This is a genomic window from [Clostridium] scindens ATCC 35704 (assembly GCF_004295125.1).
GTDB classification, from domain to species: domain Bacteria; phylum Bacillota; class Clostridia; order Lachnospirales; family Lachnospiraceae; genus Clostridium_AP; species Clostridium_AP scindens.
Map to the genome: position 1 here is coordinate 2,995,236 of NZ_CP036170.1, position 19,573 is coordinate 3,014,808.

The window sequence follows — 19,573 nt, forward strand, 5'->3', positions numbered from 1 at the left end:
GCATGACCCATGCCTGTTCATTCCTGTTTCTAGCGGTCCGCCAGTTCTTTTATGATATCTTCCCAGCTGATGCCTTTTTCAACCATTAGTACCATAGCGTGGTACAGGAAATCGGCCATCTCGTATTTTACCTCTTCCGGATTCGGGTTCTTGGCAGCGATCACTACCTCAGTGGCTTCTTCTCCCACCTTCTTCAATATCTTGTCGATTCCCTTATCAAACAGGTAGTTGGTATAGGAGCCCTCTTTTGGGTTCTCCCTCCGGTCTACGATCGTGTCGTACACCGCTTCAAATACTTGGAGGGGATTGGTCTCGTCATAATCGTTGCCTACCAGAGGCTGGAAGAAGCAGGTAGGATTGCCCGTATGACAAGCCGCCCCGATCTGGTCCACTTTTGCAAGCAAGGTGTCGTAGTCGCAGTCGATAGTCAGGGATTTGACATACTGGAAATGTCCGCTGGTCTCCCCCTTGGTCCACAGTTGCTGCCTGCTGCGGCTATAGTAGGTCATCTTCCCCGTCTTAATGGTCTTATAGAAAGCCTCCTCGTTCATATATGCCAGCATCAGGACTTCCTGAGTCTTATAGTGCTGTACGACCACCGGGATCAGCCCCTGCTCATTCGTCTTGAACTGGGAGAATTCCATCATGCTTTCAAAAGAAGTCATCTTAATCTCCTCCTGGCCGCATTTTTCCTTGAATTCCACGAAATCCATATCCGTCTGGCTGACGAACTTTCCAGACAGGCCTTTGACTCCCGGACACTTCAATATCTTGTACAGTTCCGGCTCCTCCATGGTGTCGGTCACGATTACGCAGGGCACCTCTGTCACATTCATAACAGAGTTGAGATCCAGACGATGCATGAATATAATCTCGCTGCTATAGTCATTAATCAGGTGCTGATGCTTGAACAGCGCGTCAAAGTCATTCAAGGACACCGCCACTTTCTCCTTTCCGAAGCGCTTCGCGGCATCCTCGATCAACTTCACGCTGTCCGACTTGGAGAAATTCAGCATGGCGCGCTTGGCACCTGCATACAGAATCTTCTTAATATCCTCCTGCCTCCTGATGTTTCCGCCTGCAACCATGGGAATCCGTATCATGCGGTTCATCCGCTTCATCAAGTCTATCGCCTCGTCATGCTCCTCGTCCGAATCAGACAGGTCAAAGACCAGCAGTTCGTCAGCCCCATGGTCGCTGTAATATTTTGCAAGCCCGATGACGTCATCTGACATAACCGTATCGTCGTCGAACCATTTTACCGCTTTGCCGCCTGCAATAAATATGCAGGGAATCAATCTTTTATAACTCATCATTTATGCCGCCTCCTCTATAGGCTCCCTTTTGTAGTCCATGCTTCCTGAATTCTTGGCTCAGGTAGCGTTGCCATGTCCAGTGCTTTTCCAAAACTCTTAAACAGCGTCTCTGCCATGTGATGGCTGTTCTCCCCATCCAGAATGCGAAGATGGATGTTCATCATCGCGCTGTAAGACACTGCATAGAAGAATTCTTTGATCATCTCCGTATCCATATCGCCGATACGCTCTGCTGTAAACTCAGATTGGAATCTGAGATAGGGCCTTCCTGAGAGATCCACGGCGCATAAGGCAAGCGTCTCATCCATCGGCAGCATGAAATGCCCATAGCGCCGGATTCCGGCTTTATCGCCGATGGCCTCAAGGATTGCCTGTCCCAGGACGATTCCCGTATCTTCTATCGTATGATGGCAGTCCACGTCCAGGTCTCCTATGACCTTCACCGTCAGATCGAATAATCCATGCCTGGCAAATCCATCCAGCATGTGATCAAAAAATCCAACTCCTGTGTCGATCTGCGTCTTTCCCGTGCCATCCAGATTCAGCGTAAGATCAATATCCGTCTCTTTCGTGGTTCTTGTACAACTGGCTGTTCGATTCATGCTTCTAGCCCCCTGTCTTCGTATTTTACATCCGTCTATTCAAAGCGGACTTTGATGGAATTAGCGTGAGCAGTCAGCTGCTCCGCCTTCGCAAAGTCCTCGATATCCTCATGGATTGCCTCCAGCGCGTTTCTGGAGTATGAAATGATGCTTGATTTCTTGATAAAGTCGTCCACCGACAGCGGCGAGAAGAACTTAGCCGTGCCATTGGTGGGCAGTACATGGTTTGGTCCGGCAAAATAGTCTCCCAGCGGCTCGCTGGAATATTCGCCGATAAAGATAGCGCCTGCATTGCGGATCTTTGTCATCACGTCATAAGGATCCTTCGTCTGTATCTCCAGGTGCTCGGACGCGATCTCGTTTGCGGTCTCAATGGCGTCCTCCATGGAATCCGCGATCAATATGTAGCCGTAATTGTCAAGAGACTTGCTGATAATCCCGCTTCTTGGCAGTTCTTTTAAGAATGCGTCAACCTGGTCCGATACCTGTCCTGCCAGTTCCTCGCTTGTGGTTACCAGGATCGCGGAAGCCAGTTCATCGTGCTCTGCCTGCGACAGAAGATCCGCCGCCACATATCTGGGATTGGCAGATTCATCCGCGATCACCAGGATCTCGCTTGGGCCTGCAATGGCGTCAATGCTTACGTGGCCATACACGGCTTTTTTCGCCAGAGCCACATAGATATTGCCCGGGCCTACGATCTTGTCCACCTTCGGAATGCTCTGGGTTCCATACGCCAGCGCGCCAATTGCCTGGGCTCCGCCCACCTTATAGATGGCAGTAGCGCCTGCCTCATGGGCGGCGACCAGGGTATTCGGGGTGACTTTCCCGTCCTTATCCGGCGGCGTCACCATAATAATCTCTTCTACGCCTGCCACTTTCGCAGGCATGATGTTCATCAGCACGGAGGATGGGTATACTGCCTTTCCGCCCGGCACGTATACGCCTACCCGCTTAAGCGGCGTTACCTTCTGTCCCAGCATGGTCCCGTCCGGCTTGCTGTCAAACCAGCTGTACTGCCTCTGCTTCTCATGGTAAGCCTCTATATTCTTGAGGGCCTTTCGGATAATCTCCACCAGTGCCGGGTCAGCCAGTTCATAGGCTTCCTTTATCTCATCTTCCGTTACCTCGATATTCGCGGCGCTGATGACTGCCTGGTCAAACTTACGCGTATAGTCAAAGACAGCCTCGTCCTTTTCTCTTTTCACGCGCGCAAGAATCTCTGCCACCCCTTTCTCGTACTCACCATAATTGTTGGGGCTTCTCTTCAGCAGGTCTTCCAGAAGATTTTGTCTTGTATCCGCATCTAAACGTTGTATTCTCATGATAGCCTCTTCCTTTCTTTATATCGCGATCTGCGCGCGCAATCTGGTAAGAAGGGATTTGATCCTCTCGCTCTCCATACGCATGCTCACCGGATTAACGATCATCCTTGCAGATAGCGGGCACACTTCTTCCAGTACCTCCAGACCGTTTTCCTTCAACGTGGAGCCTGTCTCCACAATATCCACGATTACTTCCGACAGCCCCACGATAGGCGCCAGCTCGATGGAGCCGTTCAGCTTGATGATCTCCACGGTCTGATGCTTGGTATTGTAGAAATAATCCTTAGCAATATTCGGATATTTGGTGGCTACCCGGATCAATTCATGATGCTGCAGAAGCGGCGCTGCCTCCTTATGCCCGCAGACGCACATCTTGCATTTCCCATATCCCAGATCCAGGACTTCATGAACCTTGCGTCCCTCTTCCAGAATCGTGTCCTTTCCTACCACGCCGATATCGGCAGCGCCGTATTCGACATAAGTAGGCACATCCGGCCCCTTTGCGAGGAAGAAGCGAAGCTTCAACTCCTCATTGGTGAAGATCAGCTTCCGGGACTCCTTATCCTTCATCTCCTCGCAGGTAATTCCGATTTTTTCAAACAATTCCAGCGTCTGGTTCGCCAGACGTCCTTTTCCCAAAGCAAATGTCAAGTATCTCATATTTGGTCTAACTCCTATCTGTGCTATTCACGATCTTATGCTCTCCGGTGACCAGATTAATCATGGTGATCTCGCCAGATTTCTTAATATAAATCAGGTTCCCGGCATAGTATTCTTTTCCATATTCTACATACTCCTCCAGCAGCTTGCCTTTGGATTTCTTGATCAATTCCGTATTCTTAGCCTTCCGGCGGAAATCTTTGGCAAGGGCAATAGCTTCCCGCTGCTTTCCCTCATCATAGAGGATCAGCGTATTCTTCCTGGTATAAACGATGCGGACCTTCTGACGGATCAGGGCGTTCATCAGCTCATCAATCACGATGACAAAGCCGATGGACGCGAATTCTTTGCCGAACTTCTCCAGCAGATGATCATAGCGGCCTCCCTTAACGATGGCATCCCCGGTGCCAAAGGTATAGCCCCGGAAGATGATGCCGGTATAGTATCCGTAAGTTCCGCTCATGCTTAAGTCAAAGGTCACGAATTTCTCCACGCCATAGAGTTTCAAGGTGTCATAGATCTTTTCCAGCCTTTTTACTGCCATCACGCCCTTGGAATTCGGCGCGATATTCTTCGCCTGCGCCAGGATGTCGATCCCGCCCACCAATTCATTCAAGGCCGAAAACGCTTCCTTGGAACTTCTCTTTACCTGAATGCTGTTAAGGAACTCTTCCACGCCAAAATAATTCCGGTTATTGATCAATTCCCGCACACGCAATTCCGCCTCCTCATCCAGGCAGGCATCCTCTATCAGACTCTGAAAGAAGTCTACATTGCCTACGCTTAGCTGGAATTCCTTAAGGCCGATGGTTAGCATGGACTCGATCACCAGCGCCAGCATCTCCGCATCCGCCTCCACGGAGTCATCTCCCATCAGTTCCGCGCCCATCTGGGTGGTCTCCCGCAGACGTCCCTGATAGTTGGAATGGTTGACAAAGGTGCTGCCGGTATAGCAAAGCCTGATGGGCAGTTCCTCATCCTGGAACAGCGTGGCCGCCGCGCGGGCTATGGACGGGGTGATATCCGGCCTGAGGGCCAGCGTATTTCCGTCTTTATCGAAAAATTTATACAGTTCGTTGGAAGGAACGGTCCCAATCTCTTTGCGGAACACATCAAAATATTCAAACGTAGGCGTCTGGATATCATGATACCCATATAAGTGGAATACCTTTTTGATACGTCCTTCCAATGCTAGTTTTTTCCCACATTCTACATTATATATATCTCTGACTCCTTCCGGAGTATGTAATAATTTCTTCATATATCCTCCAAATTCATATATCCTCCGCACTTTAGTGTGCTACCATGTTAAAAACCCTATTGAATTATAAGCATTTTCCTACTCTTTGTCAAGTTCCTCCCGCAACTCCAGATCCAGATTCATAGCATCCAGATAGGGGACGTAGCAGCCCCTCATAAACTCCAGGAAGAATCTGGAATCCAGTTCGTCGAACCGGAAACTTTTTCTGCCGCCTTCTTTGGCCCGCATCCAGAATCTGTAAAGTTCCTCAAATCGCATATAGTACAGAATATTCCTGGATATATAGTAGATCAGGATAAAGGCGATTCCTCCCTGCTTCTCGAATTCCGCCATGAATGTCACCTGATGCTCATGAATATTCTGAAGCGGAAATGTCTCTGCCACGCATTCCTTGGCATCAAAGCACGCCGGTATCCCCTGGATGGCGCCAATATAGTCGATGGTGCTCCTCTGGTCAAAGTAGGCCAGCGTAATCTGCCTGTGCTCCTTGTCCATCTTTACCGGAGTGATGGGCGTTGGTATCTTCTGCATCAGGGCAAGCCCTTTTTCCAGATACCATTCGTTGGTCCGGTTGACCATCTCTTCTAATGTTGAACCTCTAAGGCCTCTTGAATTCCATGTTCCCATGTTGTCTCCTTTATCAGTCTCCAGAATAGAGGCGGAACCTTGGCTGTAAAAGTCATCCCGGATATTTCATCCAAAGGCGCCTCCATCCAGGGGAGTTTCATCTGATATGCATGCAGCTGCTGGGCTCTTACCTGATAGCGTTCCTGAAACTGCCGGTTCCATCCTGCATCGCCGTATTTATAGTCCCCCAGAAGGGGATGTCCCTTGGAAGCAAGGTGCGCCCGGATCTGATGGGTACGCCCGGTGATTAGATGCACCTTTAGCAGGGTCATCTCCTGGTTATATGCAATTGGAACATATTCCGTCTCGATCGGCGTATCCCCTGCCTCCCTTATCGTAACCTTATTGGTCTTTTCATTTTTGGCTAGATAGCCGTAGATATGCTCCCGCCTACGGATCCCGCCCTTTACAAAGCAAAGATAGTATTTTTTCAGGGTCCTGTCCTTGAAAAGTCTTGCCATGGCCTGCAGCCCTATCAGGGTCTTTCCTGCCACGATCAGGCCGCTGGTATTCCGGTCCAGGCGGTTGCAGATGGACGGGCGGAATGTCCGCAATTCCTCCTGCGTGATGCTCCCTTCTGCAAGCAGATAGGCGATCACATGCTCCACCATGGACACATCGTCCTTTGCGGCCTTCTGGGACAGCATCCCCGCAGGCTTATTGATGAATAGGACATTAGCATCCTCATGAATGATATCCAGATTCACGGATACCTGGTACTCTTCTTTTATAGGCGCCAGGCCGGCAAACTTCCCAATCGTGTCATCCGCCAGAAACAGTTTCACGCTGTCCCCCACGCCTAACTTCTCATTTCCTGTTGCCTTCTTGCCGTTGAGCACGATATTCTTCTTGCGCAGCATCTTATATAAGAAACTTCCCGGGGCCTTGGCGAGATATTTTTTTAAGAACTTATCCAGCCTCTGGCCTGCTTCATTCTGGCTAATTATTATTTCTTTCATAGTAGTCCTTTTTGGAAACACTCGTTACATTGAAAGATTCAGAATGATATTTCTGATCTCTCTTTCTTTTTTCCTGGTATCCGCCTTTTCAATCGAGGCAATATTGTTCATCCCTTCGGCCCTGGACAAGAAGGCGACGTAATCGTGGAAGATCTTTACCGTCATCTTGTCATAGTGGCTGGCTTTCAGCATATCCTTTATATGCTTCGCAAGAAGGGTCTCGTCTGTCCTGGGGCTGCTGGCATATCCGCATACCACATGGCCGGATATTACGATCGCGTCCACTGGCATGACTTTATCTCTGCTGGTGATCACCATATCATAGACTCTGGTAACCAGAGGCGCCTTTTCCTCAATCTCCTTGTACTTATCCGGCACAATGCTTTTGTGAGGCGCCATCGTGATCAATTCCACCAGCATCTTGGCCGCCGGAAGGCAGCCTACGATTGCCACGATCGTAAATAGGTTCATCCGTGTTCCCGTCTGCATGTATCCCAGCACGAATATAGCAATCACTACCCCAAATTCTGCAATGGTCCAGATCAGATACTTGACCTTGCGGGCCTTCACATATCCCGGCTGTCCTTTCTCAATCTTCATCATTTTGTACACTCTCCCTTATTTCCCATTTTATCCTGATTCGCGGCTTCCTTTGCTCATCCACGCCATAGCGGATGCAATCTGCGCATCCGGCACGATCTTTGCCAGCACCCTGGCTCCTTTCATGGCGGCGCCATACACAGATACCGGCTTTCTCCTGACAGAATCCCTTAACGCCTGTCTGACTACGCCCGGGGCATCCGCCCTGACGGTCGCCTTCCAGAAATTCTTAAGTTCTCCTGCCCGATCAAAGAATTCCGTGTCCACGGGGCCCGGGCAGACTGCCGTGACTACAATGCCCCGGCCTTTCGTTTCTTCCCGTATCGCCTGTGAAAAACTGTATACATAGGATTTTGTAGCCGCATACACGGCAAATCCCGGCTGCGGGGCGAATGCTGCCGCGGACGCAATATTAATTATTCTACTTCCTTTTGTCATATATGGCAAGCATAAGAGTGTCAGCTTGGTCAGGGATCTGCAGTTTAAATCGATCATGCCGCACTGCTCTTCCATCTCCAATTCCTCCGCTGCTCCGATCTTTCCATAACCTGCTGCATTTACCAGCATCCGGATATCCGCGCTATATCTTTCCAGTTCCTTTTCTATCCGCGAGAAGATGTAATCCCGCATCATATCACCATCAAAGATCCGGACGGGAACCTCCGATTCCTTCACCAGTTCTTTCAGCCTGTCGGTCCTGCGCGCTACTACCCACAGTTCATCCAGGCTATGATACAGCCTGGGAATCTGCCGGGCAAATTCTCTGCCGATTCCTGAAGATGCCCCGGTTATGACCGCTATTCTCATCATACCATCTCCTTACTTTTTCTTTCTTCTATGCACATTACGGATCGTCTTCTTCTTTGCATTTGCATAAGAATCCGTTCCTTGCTTCTTTCCTATTTTTCTGGGTCTTATCAGACAATGCTTTTCAAATCCCACAAGATCCATCCTGCCTTCCTTTCGCAAGGCCTCCATTACCAGATCATAGTTTTTGGGATCCCGGTATTGGATCAGCGCGCGCTGCATGGCCTTCTCATGCGGATTCTTCGGCACGTATACGGGCGACATATCCCTGGGATCGACGCCTGTGTAATACATGCAGGTAGATACGGTTGACGGAGTAGGATAAAAATCCTGCACCTGCTCCGGCATATATCCCAGATCCCGGAGATATTCCGCCAGCTTGATGGCATCCTTCATGGTGGAGCCCGGATGGGAAGACATCAGATAGGGAACCAGATACTGATCCTTGGAAATCTCCTGGTTGATCTTCATATACTTTTTTACAAATGACTGATATACGCCATTCTCCGGCTTTCCCATCTTCTTAAGAACTGCGTCCGAGACATGTTCGGGAGCCACCTTCAGCTGCCCGCTGACATGATATTTGCACAATTCCCGTAAAAAAGTGTCGTCTTTATCCGCCATGACATAGTCGAACCGGATACCCGAACGAATGAACACTTTCTTCACCTTTGGAAGCGCCCTTAATTCTCTCAGCAGCCGGACATAATCCTTATGGTCTGCCTTCAGGTTCTTGCAAGGCTTCGGAAACAGGCACTGCTTTTCCTTGCACACGCCGCAAGTCAGTTGCTTCTCGCAGGAAGGCTGCCTGAAATCCGCCGTTGGCCCTCCTACGTCATGGATATATCCTTTGAAATCCTTATCCTCCGTAAGCTTCCTGGCCTCATCAAGCAGGGATTCATGGCTTCTTGTCTGCAGGATCCTTCCCTGGTGGAAGGTAAGGGCGCAGAAGTTGCAGCCCCCAAAGCATCCCCGGTTGCTGATCAGGCTGAACTTCACTTCCGCGATGGCTGGCACGCCTCCCAGTTTCTCATAGGAAGGATGGTACGTCCTCCTATACGGATACCCGTAAACCTGATCCATCTCCGACTCGTCAAGCGGCATGGACGGCGGATTCTGTACCACGTACAGATGCTCATTATACGGCTCTATCATCCTCTTTCCGGTAAATGGATCCGTATTCTTGTACTGGGTATAAAAACTGCGCGCGTACGCAAGTTTTTCTCTCTTCATCTCTTCATATTCTGGAAGGGATATAGCGTCGTAGACGCTCTCCAGGCTTTTGGTCCGATATACGGTTCCTGGAATGAAGGTAATATCCTTGATATCGATTCCGCTCTCCAGCGCCTCGGCAATCTCAACGATAGAACGTTCCCCCATCCCATAGGAGATCAGATCCGCACCAGAATCCAGAAGAACGGAGCGCTTCAGCCTGTCAGACCAGTAGTCGTAATGCGCAAGCCGCCTTAGGCTTGCCTCGATCCCGCCCAGAATGATCGGCGTCTTCTTATAGACCTGGCGGATCAGGTTGCTGTAAACCACCGTAGCGTAATCCGGTCGTTTCCCTATCACGCCTCCCGGGGTAAATGCATCCGTACGCCTGCGCTTCTTTGACACGGAATAATGGTTTACCATAGAATCCATATTGCCGGCAGACACCAGGAATGCATACCTTGGCTCTCCGAATTCCGTAACGCTTTGCTTGTCCTTCCAATCCGGCTGCGCGATGATGCATACCTTATACCCATGCGCCTGCAATAAACGGGTAATGATGGCATGGCCAAAGGAAGGATGATCCACATATGCGTCCCCTGACACATAGACGAAATCAGGCCTGTCCCATCCCAATTCTTCCATATCCTTCCTGCAAATCGGCAAAAATCCTGTTCCCATCACAATACCTCGTAAGTCTCTTTCTTGATGTCATAATAATCCTGTATGTAGTAATCCGCCAGTTTCTTTTTCTTATCCTCCTGGGGCCTGGAAAAGTCGTCATCCACCGCGCATACTCTCATGCCGGCATTCTTCCCGGCCAGGATGCCCATGGGGACGTCCTCGAACACCAGGCAGTTTTCCGGATGCACGCCCATCTCTTTTGCCACCAGAAGGTACACATCCGGAGAAGGTTTTCCCGCAGCCACTTCGCAGGCGCTTCTTACCGAATCAAACAGTCCTTCTACCTCCAGAGCCCGTAGCGTGTCATCCACCAGTTTCCTTGCATTGCTTGTGGCAATTCCAATTTTCTTTCCCTGCCTTCTCATCTCCAGGATAAAATCATGAACCCCTTCCTTTAACTCTACCTGTGTCATATATTTATCATACGCCATATCCATCCATTCATCCATCACTTCCTCAAGGGTAAGGTCAAGGTCCGGAAACGTATCCAGGAAAAACTGGGCAACTTCCGTATAACTCATGCCTTCCATATCTTCATGGAAACTGTCGGTCTTCGTCAAATGATACTTTGCCAGATAGTCGTCGTCAATGGAAGGCCAGATCCACATCGAATCAATCAGAGTTCCATCCATATCAAATATAATCGCTTCCACATCTTCAAGCATTTTCGTCTGCAACATTTTCTAACTCCTTCTTTGTAAGCGGCCGGTATTCCCCCGGCTTAAGCGTCTCATCCAGTTTCAGGCAGCCCATCGATTCCCGCTTCAAGTAAAGGACTTCCTTTCCGACGGCCTGGAACATACGCTTCACCTGATGATACTTCCCTTCCTGGATGGTAAGGCGGATCTCTGATACTTCCTCGCTCTTTAGAATGTCCAGCACGCCCGGCCTGGTCCATTCTTCTTTCTCTTCGGTTCCTATATTGACGCCCTCCCGAAAGGCTTTCGCGTCCTCCTTCGTAACCTTCCCGGCCACTTTGGCATAATAGGTCTTGTCCACATGCTTCTTGGGCGACAGCAGCCGGTGGGAGAGCTGTCCGTCATTCGTGATAAGAAGCAGTCCCTCCGTGTCCTTGTCGAGCCGGCCAACCGGGAAGAGATCCTTTCGCTTCTTATCCCGGATCAGATCGACGACCGTAGTACATCTTGCGTCTTCCGTGGCAGACACGACGCCGGACGGCTTATTTAGCATATAATACTCATAGTCCGCATAATCCACTTCTCTGCCGTCAAAGGTTATCTTGCGCGCCTTTTCCTCTATTTTCGTCTCCGGCGACTTGGCAGGAATGCCGTCAATGCTCACCCGTCCCTGACGGATGTATCTTTTTACTTCCTGGCGGGTTCCGATTCCCATATCCGCCAGATACTTATCCAGCCGTATCATCAGCATAGCCTCCATCCCGGCAGATACTTATTCTTCAATGCTCCTCCGGCAAGCTTGCCCCAGCCTAAGGGATATCCGTCCACGCACACCAGGCACCATCCCTTGCTGATGGGCAGCGTCATGTCAGCAAGTTCCAGCGTCTCGCCCTTCAGATACCTTCGTACCCGTTCGTCTTCTGCCGGAAGATCAATGCAATGAGCATACTCGCTCTTTTTCAGGCACATAGCCAGTGCCTGGCTTGGCTCAAACCGGTTCTTTTTCAATTCGCCCAGAAGAAGGCCGGTTCGCAGGAAACGGATTCCCCGCACATCCGGAAGTCCTTCCGGCATATAGTAAACCCGTTCTCCCCGGATATCCAGCCTTTGCGTTTCCAGATTCCAGGATACGTCGCGAAAGAATTGCTCCAACTCTTCCGGCATCTTCCGGGTGTTCTTCTTTCTTAATTCTTCCGGCGCTTTCTTCTGCGCCTCGCCTTTTCTCAGAAGCGCCAGGTAATGTCCCTCCCCCTTCATTCTGTGCGGAAAGATCCGCACCGTCTTCGCAAGTTCCGGATCATTGTTCTCCGAGCACTGTGGCATTCCCTGGCAGAAGCCGGAATAAGGGCTGATCTTCAAAATCTGGAATTCGGGACAGGATTCCTTAAGGTGCTCTATGATCCGCTCATTCTCCCTGCCATCAAAGGTGCAGGTAGAGTACAACATCATGCCCCCGGGCTTTAGCATCCGCGCTGCCTGGAGGATGATGTTCTTCTGGATGTTGCTGAAGAACTCCGGCCCATGCTCTTCCCAGGCCTTCACCATCTTCTTGTCCTTGCGGAACATTCCCTCTCCCGAGCAGGGGGCGTCGATCAGTATCTTGTCAAAATACTCCGGGAAATACTGTTCAAGCCTTCCCGGCTCTTCGCTTAGCACCAGCATATTGCCAATCCCGAAGACCTCCATGTTCTTAAGAAGTCCCTTAGCCCTGGAACTGCTGATATCATTGGCAACCAGCATTCCCTGCCCCTTTAGCCTTGCTCCCAGTTCCGTCGCCTTGCCTCCCGGCGCGGCGCACACGTCCAGCACCTTGTCTCCCGGCTCCACCGGAAGACGGCTGGCCGGCGTCATAGCGCTTGGTTCCTGCAGATAGTAAAGGCCCGCAAAATAATATGGATGCTTCGCCGGCGCCACATTCTCGCCATCATAATAGAATCCATTCTCAATCCACGGAATCGGCGTTATCTCAAAAGGGCAGATCCGCTCAAATTCTTCTACCGTTATCTTGGCGGTATTAACCCGCAGGCCATAGTATCTTGGCTCCTCGTAACAGTCTATATATTCGTCAAACTCTTCTTGCAAGAGTCCTCTCATCTTTTCCTCGAATGCACTGGGCAGATTCATTATCCATCCTCCGTCAGTAAGTATTTTTTTACATATGTAGTTAAGTATAACACATTCCATGGTATAACTCTAGGAATATGCATACTTTAATTTCTTATTTTCCAGATACAGCAGCACATAGTAAGGATTTACGCTGATTTCCCTACCCTCTTCATAAGAATAGATTCCCACATGGAGATGCACATCAAATTTACCTTTCGTCCCTTCTTCTCCGTATCCAGTGTCCCCCATATAGCCCAGCAGTTCCCCGGCCTTCACCCGATTCCCTTTCTGGATGTTTGCATAGGAATCCAGATGTGCGTAGTAATAATAAGTACCACTATCTGTAGTCACACCGATCCGGTACCCGCCTTTCTCAAGCCAGCCTAGATTTGTAATTGTTCCGTCCGTCATGCTGAGCACGGGATAGACGCCTCTTTCGTTTTTCAATGCCATAATATCCGTCCCTTCATGCCCGCTGGTTCCTTTATATTTCCGTTCTCCCATCCAACTGTCTACATAGGAGACTTTCAGCGACTTATCCACAGTGGATTCAGGAATTGGGAAATAAGTCACTTCGTTTTCCACATTGGAGAGCATCTTTCTGCACGCTTCAGACATGAGTCCTTTGTTCTTTCTCATAGCGTCACAAAAGAATTCTCTCCGATATTCTTCGTCCTCTATCGTCTTTTTCTGGAGGGTATTGTAATGGCTAAGTTCTTTCAAATAGTCGGTTCCAAGCACTGTAAATAAGGCCAGCAGCAATATGGCCAGCAGAATTCTTCCCGGTGTTTTCTGATTCATAGGGTCAATTCCTTTTTTTATCACTATATGCAAAAGAGCCGGATCCCTATGCCTGTAGGGATCCGGCTCTTACTGCCGGACTATCTGCAATTTTCAAGAATCTTTTTCAAATATTCCCAGGTACGCACAGTAGACTCAATATCCAGTCTTTCCCGGAAAGAATGGACATCCGGTATATTTGGTCCCACGGAAACACAGTCCAGATCCGGCTGCTGTCCTACGAACAGTCCGCATTCCAGCCCTGCATGCATGGTTGATATATCCGGCTTAGCGCCATACTGATCTTCATATGTATCTTCCATGATCCTTCGAAGCCTTGAATCCGGATTAAACTGCCATGCGGGATACTCCGAGGTGATCGTTCCCGTACCTCCCAGCGCCTTCACGCACTGCTCCACCTGCTCGAAGAGCTGGGTCTTCCTGCTTTCCACGGAACTTCTGATTAAATGAACGGTTCTGATATAATCGGATGCCGTCTCCACAATACCGATATTCAGGGAGGACTCTACCACTCCTTTCAGGCTGCGGTTGAATCCCTGCAGGCCATCGGGGCAGATCTCCAGGTATGCCACGATCCGATCCGTAGAATACTGATCGCACACGTCCACCGTAGAATCATGAGATACCTTCATGTCCACCGCCAGATCCGGCTCGTCATTTAAGAATTCCTCATTCCATATCCCGGTCATCTCGCGAATCATGCCTATCGCCTTCTCCGCCTGGAATTCTGGAACAAGGATCTCCGCCATAGATTCCATGGCAATCACATTGTCCTTGGTGCCGCCATTAATCTCCACCAGATCTGCAGGCATCTCCTTGGTAATACGGTATAAAAGTCGTCCCATCATCTTGTGGGCGTTTCCACGCTGTTTGTGGATCTCCGCGCCTGAATGGCCGCCCTTAAGGCCATGAATCTTGATGGTGATCAGGCTGCCGGACTTCTTCTCCCTGTGGATAGGAATCCTTGTCTCATATTGGATCCCGCCTGCGCATCCCGTCGTAAGGATCCCCTCTTCTTCAGAATCGATATTAATCAGCATCCGTCCCTTAAGCAATGTCCAGTCCACCGCTTTTGCCCCTGTCATTCCCACTTCCTCGTCGATGGTGAACAGGGCCTCGATCGGAGGATGCGCAATATCGCTGCTGTCAAGTACTGCCATAACCATCGCCACCGCTATACAGTCATCTCCGCCAAGCGTAGTGTCTTTGGCCTTTACAAAGCCGTCTTCCACATATAATTCAAGGGCGTCTTTTGTAAAATCGTGGGCAGATCCAGGCTTTTTCTCACAAACCATGTCCAGATGCCCCTGGAGGATTACTGGCTTTGAGTCCTCGTATCCCGGCGTCCCCGGCTTCTTGATTATGACATTTCCCACTTTGTCCTGAATCACCTCCAGGCCTCTTTCCTTCGCAAATGCTACGCAATAGTCGCTGATTCGCCGTGTATCGAAAGTGCCATGGGGAATCCTGGATAATTCTTCAAAAAATCGAAATACTTTTTCAGGTTCTACCTTCTCTAATACTGCCATCTTAGTTATCCTCTTTTCTTAAATTAACCTATATCTATGTTCTATTATGAAACAGCCCACATAAAAAATCAACCGTTTCCATAGAATAAAACTAAAGAAATATGACTGGATTTAAAACCGCATGAAACGATACTTTACCTCCCTTTGCGTCATCGCGCTCTTCGTCCTTATGCTCCTATTCCCGCAGCCGGTGTTCAAAGGCGCAAGTTCCGGGCTGCTTTTATGGTTCAATGTAATCCTGCCAACTTTGCTTCCCTTTATGATCGTCTCAAACCTGCTGATCGGTACCCCGGCCATTGATGCCATCTCAAAAGTCTTCGGGCCATTCTTGTGCAGGCTCTTCGGCGTGACCAGATATGGCTCTTTTGCCATCATCGCGGGCTTCCTGTGCGGTTATCCCATGGGTGGAAAAGTGACTGCCGACCTGGTCAGAAAGCAGTACATCACCTGGCAGGAAGGGCAATATCTGCTGTCGTTTACCAACAACATCAGTCCTATGTTCATCATCAGCTACGTCGTATGGCAGAATCTAAAGGATACTTCCCGCACCATGCCTGCATTGCTGATTCTGATTCTCTCTCCGATCCTATGCAGCTTCCTCTTTCGAATCTACTACCGGCCAGGTGCGAGATCCCGTTCCTCTAAATGCTCGCCGCTTCCAAGAGCAGCCGCCGGAAGCCTGATGGATTCCTGCATCATGAACGGATTTGAGGCCATCACGAAGGTAGGGGGATATATTATGCTCTTTTCCATTCTGATCGCTTTATTCCAGAATCTGCCTCTTAATCATTTCCTGTTCTCTCTCCTGTTCCTTCCATCCCTGGAAATGACCAATGGAATCCCTCTGATCTGCGCCTCGTCCCTGCCTGCGGATGCCTGCTTCGTCCTGTCCCTGGCACTTACTTCCTTCGGAGGATGGTGCAGCGTTGCCCAGACCCGGTCCATGGTGCAGGGAACCAGGCTTCCTATCACGCCCTACCTAATAGAAAAGCTGATTACCACTCTGGTAACCAGCTTGCTTGCCTATACATATATACGATTATTCTAATTCGCTGTCTTCATCATCCAGGTCGTATTCCGGTTCAGGCTCATAACTTCCGTATTCTGCCTCAAGACCTCTCTGGGACTGTTCCGGAATCTCCAGTTCCGAACGGTTGTTGCGAACCATGTCATAACACTCCTGCAAGGAATTCACAAGACCATCATATTTGGTAGTATAACTGTCAAGCGTATGTCCGATAATGCTCTCTGCGTTTGACAGAAGATCATCCGTATACTGCATCGCGCCAATACGGATATCGTTGGCATCATTCGTTGCGTTGTCGAGGATCTGCTGCGCCTGCTCTGTGGCTGCCGTCACGATCTCATTGGCCTGGGCATACGCCTGCTGCATGATCTCGTGCTCGCTTACCAACTCATTGGTATGGATCTGCGCTTCCTCGATCATACTGTCAGCCTTGGCCTGGGCATCCGCAAGGATCGCATCCTTGTTGGCGATGATCTTCTGATACCTCTTTATCTCATCCGGCGTCTTCATGCGAAGTTCCCGGAGCAATTCATCCATCTGATCCTTGTTCACGATAATCTTCGACGTAGACAGCGGCTGGAACTTGCAACTGTCAATATACTCCTCAATCTCTTCAATAATCTGCTCAATACGGCTGCTCATAATTTACACTCTCCTTTTATTCATCTTCTCTTCTATCAAGTCTGCAACGATTCCTGGTACAAACTGAGAAATATCCCCTCCAAAAGCCGCCACTTCTTTTACTGTGGTAGAACTCAAATACGAATAATCCAGGCTTGTGGTTAAAAATACAGTCTCAACATCAGGTTCCATCTTATGATTCGTCTGAGCCATCTGCAGTTCGTATTCGAAGTCTGTAATTGCCCTCAATCCACGTATAACCAATCCCGCATCCATCTTACGGGCAAAGTCCACCAGCAGTCCCTCAAATGGAACTACCGTCACATTTGGCATGTCTTTTGTTACTTCATTTAACATTCTAACACGTTCTTCTGCGGAAAACAACGGGCTTTTTGCTTTATTATTCAATACTCCGACGATTAATTCATCAACCAATTTTGAAGATCTTTCAATCACGTCCAGATGTCCATAAGTGACCGGGTCAAAGCTGCCCGGATAGATTCCTTTTAACATATTTCTTTCCTTCCTGACGGCTCTATAAACACATGCTTATTCGTCTTATACTCTTTTGTCTTGATGATATTGAGCCCCAAGTCCTCCACATAGTCGAACTTCGTCTCTTTGAGCGCCTCTACGATGATTACGCCTTCTGCAGCCACAAGGCTCGAATCTGCCAGGTACTGAAGTACCCGCTTCTCCAGTTCTTTCCCGTAAGGCGGATCCAGGAATATATAGTCAAACTGCTTTTCTCCCTCCAGCTTATATAAGGCAGTCATGACGTCCATCGTCATGGTCATGGCCTTATGCTCCAGATGGGTACGCGTAAGATTTTCTTTGATGCAGGCCATGGCCTTCGGATTCTTCTCTACGAACACGGTCTCCATGCTTCCACGGCTCAGCGCTTCGATGCCGATGCCGCCGCTTCCCGCGAACAAGTCCAGGAACATGCAGTCATATAGGTATGGCGCCAGCATGTTAAATAAAGTCTCTTTGATCCGGTCCGTCGTCGGCCGGGTATCCATCCCGTCCAGCGTCCTTAACTGGATTCTTTTTGCGCTGCCTGCGATCACTCTCATCTTCCACTCCCCCTTAACTGCCGGTATCGGTTCAGGCAGGCGTAGATCTCCTGCTTTCTTGGAATCGCCAGATTTCCTGCCACGCAGCCGCCTTCGCTTAATACGTCAAGCCCCTGCGCTGCAAGCCTCCGATTCATCTCTTCAATGGCCTGTCCCAGGGTCTTCTTGCCGTCAAACAATTCTTCCTCCAGATATCTTACGATATTCCCCAGGCTGGTCAGCTGCTCTGAATCCACCAGCTGCTCTACATATCTCAAATCAATGGTTTCATGGTTCAGCATCACGCCGTCCCTGCCTAATGTCTTTAACTTGACTCTTCCTTTGCTCCTGATGCCCGGATTGCTTCTGACCATGCGCTCAAAGGAAGGCCGCGCCGGCTTCTCTTCCGGCAGCATTAGTTTCGGATACTCTTTGGCCGCGTCTTTTGCAAGAGCGGTAATCTCTTTTGGCACGTACCGGTCCATCTGCACTACCTGGTCAGCCACTTCAAAATATGCCCCGGAACTTCCAGCCACAATGACCGTGGATATCCCGAATATTTCATACAGATCCCTCACTCGCTCAATAAAAGGGGTGATAGGCTCCATATCCCGGTGGATGACTCTCTGCATCAGTTCGTCCCGCACCATGAAGTTGGTGGCGCTGGTATCTTCATCGATCAAGAATGTCCTGGCTCCCGCTTCCAGGCCCTCCACTACATTGGCGGCCTGTGAAGTACTTCCGCTGGCATCCTCCGTCTCAAAGGAAGCGGTATTTTTGCCGTTTGGAAGATCGCTTATGAACATGGAGATATCCGTCTGCTTAATGCTTCTTCCATCTTCCGCCCGTATTTTAAGCGCAGTATCTTCGGTAACTACATACTCCCTGCCGTCTCCGGCGATATGCGGATATACGCCTGTTTCCAGAGCCTTTAAAAGCGTAGATTTCCCGTGATATCCTCCGCCTACGATCAGTGTTACCCCTTTTCGGATTCCCATCCCCGTAATCCTTCCCCTATTGGGAAGATCCAGGGTCACTTCCATCGAAGAAGGAGATACGAAAGGTATCCCTCCCTTCATCGGACGCTGGGATACTCCGGATTCCCTTGGCAGTACCGATCCGTTTGCGATAAATGCCACCAGGCCCATCTCATCAAGATGGCTTCGAATATAAGCCTGGTCAACGGATAATTCCATGACCCTTCTTGCCTTTTCCGGATCCAGACTGGGGTAGCACAAAGCCTTGTCCACGCAAGGCGGCAGATAATCATACAAGATCTTAATCAGTTCCCTGGCATTGATGGTCCTTCCATTTGCCGGAAAGCCTACCTCGAATCGTACTGTCACCTCCCCGCTTCTTTCATCAACCTTGCAGGCAGTTCTCTCCAGGACTTCCTGTCCGCATCTGGAGATGGATATGACGCCGCTTTTCCCGGAACCTTTGGCCTGATAAGAATAATGCTCCGTCTGCCTCCAGAAATTCCGGGTCAGATAATCCTGCAGCGCGATCCGCTTATGCTTCTTGTCATACAGTTCCTTTGGAAAGGCAGCAGCCTTTCCCGGCACTTTGACGCTTAATCTGGATGGCGCAGCGAAAGGATCGCCCTGCACATGGTCTATGGACAGCACATATTTGCCAAACTGGTATGCGCCCCTTGTATCTTTGTAGGCCGGATAACTCCGGTGGTCTATTCGTTCCAATAACCGTCTTAAATCTTCTGCTGTCTTCATCTGCCACTGTTCT

At 49.7% G+C, this 19,573-nt stretch carries 20 protein-coding genes; 1 reads left to right on the plus strand and 19 read right to left on the minus strand.

The features are described from left to right. Window positions 1-29: 29 nt before the first annotated feature. The 15 genes from hisIE to HDCHBGLK_RS15510 all read right to left on the minus strand — a co-directional run bounded on the left by hisIE (window position 30) and on the right by HDCHBGLK_RS15510 (window position 15,127). On the minus strand, window positions 30-1,313 hold the full coding sequence (gene hisIE / locus HDCHBGLK_RS15440; RefSeq protein ID WP_082210533.1) for a bifunctional phosphoribosyl-AMP cyclohydrolase/phosphoribosyl-ATP diphosphatase HisIE: 1,284 nt from the start codon (window positions 1,311-1,313) through the stop codon (window positions 30-32). 17 nt (window positions 1,314-1,330) lie between these two features. Next, window positions 1,331-1,918, minus strand: coding sequence for an imidazoleglycerol-phosphate dehydratase HisB (gene hisB, locus HDCHBGLK_RS15445; protein WP_004606021.1), 588 nt, complete (start codon window positions 1,916-1,918; stop codon window positions 1,331-1,333). A gap of 35 nt (window positions 1,919-1,953) precedes the next feature. Next, complete coding sequence (hisD, locus tag HDCHBGLK_RS15450; RefSeq protein ID WP_004606020.1) at window positions 1,954-3,243, minus strand: histidinol dehydrogenase; 1,290 nt, start codon at window positions 3,241-3,243, stop codon at window positions 1,954-1,956. 18 nt (window positions 3,244-3,261) lie between these two features. Further along, window positions 3,262-3,903 (minus strand): ATP phosphoribosyltransferase, encoded by a 642-nt coding sequence (gene hisG, locus HDCHBGLK_RS15455; protein ID WP_004606019.1) that lies wholly within the window; start codon window positions 3,901-3,903, stop codon window positions 3,262-3,264. A gap of 7 nt (window positions 3,904-3,910) precedes the next feature. Beyond that, window positions 3,911-5,164 carry an ATP phosphoribosyltransferase regulatory subunit gene (gene hisZ, locus HDCHBGLK_RS15460; protein WP_004606018.1) on the minus strand — a complete coding sequence of 418 codons (1,254 nt, stop codon included), beginning with the start codon at window positions 5,162-5,164 and terminating at the stop codon, window positions 3,911-3,913. A 78-nt stretch (window positions 5,165-5,242) separates the two neighbouring features. Next, the gene (locus tag HDCHBGLK_RS15465; RefSeq protein WP_009248505.1) at window positions 5,243-5,791 is read right to left on the minus strand and encodes a Holliday junction resolvase RecU; all 549 of its coding nucleotides are present in this window, start codon (window positions 5,789-5,791) and stop codon (window positions 5,243-5,245) included. Further along, window positions 5,749-6,750 (minus strand): RluA family pseudouridine synthase, encoded by a 1,002-nt coding sequence (locus HDCHBGLK_RS15470; protein WP_004606016.1) that lies wholly within the window; start codon window positions 6,748-6,750, stop codon window positions 5,749-5,751. The genes HDCHBGLK_RS15465 and HDCHBGLK_RS15470 overlap by 43 nt, the downstream gene beginning before the upstream one ends. Window positions 6,751-6,774: 24 nt before the next feature. Continuing rightward, on the minus strand, window positions 6,775-7,353 hold the full coding sequence (locus HDCHBGLK_RS15475) for a hypothetical protein (RefSeq protein WP_004606015.1): 579 nt from the start codon (window positions 7,351-7,353) through the stop codon (window positions 6,775-6,777). A 27-nt stretch (window positions 7,354-7,380) separates the two neighbouring features. Further along, window positions 7,381-8,160 carry an SDR family NAD(P)-dependent oxidoreductase gene (locus HDCHBGLK_RS15480; RefSeq protein ID WP_004606014.1) on the minus strand — a complete coding sequence of 260 codons (780 nt, stop codon included), beginning with the start codon at window positions 8,158-8,160 and terminating at the stop codon, window positions 7,381-7,383. Between the two features lie 9 nt (window positions 8,161-8,169). Then, window positions 8,170-10,050 carry a YgiQ family radical SAM protein gene (locus HDCHBGLK_RS15485; protein ID WP_004606013.1) on the minus strand — a complete coding sequence of 627 codons (1,881 nt, stop codon included), beginning with the start codon at window positions 10,048-10,050 and terminating at the stop codon, window positions 8,170-8,172. Beyond that, window positions 10,050-10,733 (minus strand): HAD family hydrolase, encoded by a 684-nt coding sequence (locus HDCHBGLK_RS15490; protein WP_004606012.1) that lies wholly within the window; start codon window positions 10,731-10,733, stop codon window positions 10,050-10,052. Before HDCHBGLK_RS15490 ends, HDCHBGLK_RS15485 begins: the two co-directional genes overlap by 1 nt. Then, on the minus strand, window positions 10,711-11,436 hold the full coding sequence (locus HDCHBGLK_RS15495; RefSeq protein ID WP_173694954.1) for a pseudouridine synthase: 726 nt from the start codon (window positions 11,434-11,436) through the stop codon (window positions 10,711-10,713). The genes HDCHBGLK_RS15490 and HDCHBGLK_RS15495 overlap by 23 nt, the downstream gene beginning before the upstream one ends. Next, complete coding sequence (locus tag HDCHBGLK_RS15500; RefSeq protein ID WP_039909517.1) at window positions 11,436-12,815, minus strand: RsmF rRNA methyltransferase first C-terminal domain-containing protein; 1,380 nt, start codon at window positions 12,813-12,815, stop codon at window positions 11,436-11,438. The genes HDCHBGLK_RS15495 and HDCHBGLK_RS15500 overlap by 1 nt, the downstream gene beginning before the upstream one ends. Window positions 12,816-12,884: 69 nt before the next feature. After that, window positions 12,885-13,598 carry a M23 family metallopeptidase gene (locus HDCHBGLK_RS15505; protein ID WP_050755129.1) on the minus strand — a complete coding sequence of 238 codons (714 nt, stop codon included), beginning with the start codon at window positions 13,596-13,598 and terminating at the stop codon, window positions 12,885-12,887. A gap of 80 nt (window positions 13,599-13,678) precedes the next feature. Further along, complete coding sequence (locus HDCHBGLK_RS15510; RefSeq protein ID WP_004606008.1) at window positions 13,679-15,127, minus strand: aminoacyl-histidine dipeptidase; 1,449 nt, start codon at window positions 15,125-15,127, stop codon at window positions 13,679-13,681. A 121-nt stretch (window positions 15,128-15,248) separates the two neighbouring features. Here HDCHBGLK_RS15510 and HDCHBGLK_RS15515 point away from each other — a divergent pair, with 121 nt between their 5' ends. Further along, a complete protein-coding gene (locus HDCHBGLK_RS15515; RefSeq protein ID WP_004606007.1) occupies window positions 15,249-16,175 on the plus strand; it encodes a hypothetical protein in 927 nt (308 codons plus the stop codon). Here the strand turns inward: HDCHBGLK_RS15515 and HDCHBGLK_RS15520 are convergent. The 4 genes from HDCHBGLK_RS15520 to HDCHBGLK_RS15535 are packed head-to-tail and all read right to left on the minus strand — an operon-like array spanning window position 16,167 to window position 19,560. Continuing rightward, window positions 16,167-16,796 (minus strand): hypothetical protein, encoded by a 630-nt coding sequence (locus HDCHBGLK_RS15520; RefSeq protein ID WP_004606006.1) that lies wholly within the window; start codon window positions 16,794-16,796, stop codon window positions 16,167-16,169. The two genes, HDCHBGLK_RS15515 and HDCHBGLK_RS15520, sit on opposite strands and share 9 nt — an antisense overlap. 3 nt (window positions 16,797-16,799) lie before the next feature. Next, a complete protein-coding gene (coaD, locus tag HDCHBGLK_RS15525; RefSeq protein ID WP_004606005.1) occupies window positions 16,800-17,288 on the minus strand; it encodes a pantetheine-phosphate adenylyltransferase in 489 nt (162 codons plus the stop codon). Next, window positions 17,282-17,851: a 16S rRNA (guanine(966)-N(2))-methyltransferase RsmD gene (gene rsmD, locus HDCHBGLK_RS15530; protein ID WP_004606004.1), complete on the minus strand. Its 570-nt coding sequence runs from the start codon at window positions 17,849-17,851 to the stop codon at window positions 17,282-17,284. Before rsmD ends, coaD begins: the two co-directional genes overlap by 7 nt. After that, entirely contained in the window at window positions 17,848-19,560 is a 1,713-nt protein-coding gene (locus HDCHBGLK_RS15535; protein WP_004606003.1) for an ABC-ATPase domain-containing protein, read from the minus strand. The genes rsmD and HDCHBGLK_RS15535 overlap by 4 nt, the downstream gene beginning before the upstream one ends. Between the last annotated feature and the right edge of the window lie 13 nt (window positions 19,561-19,573).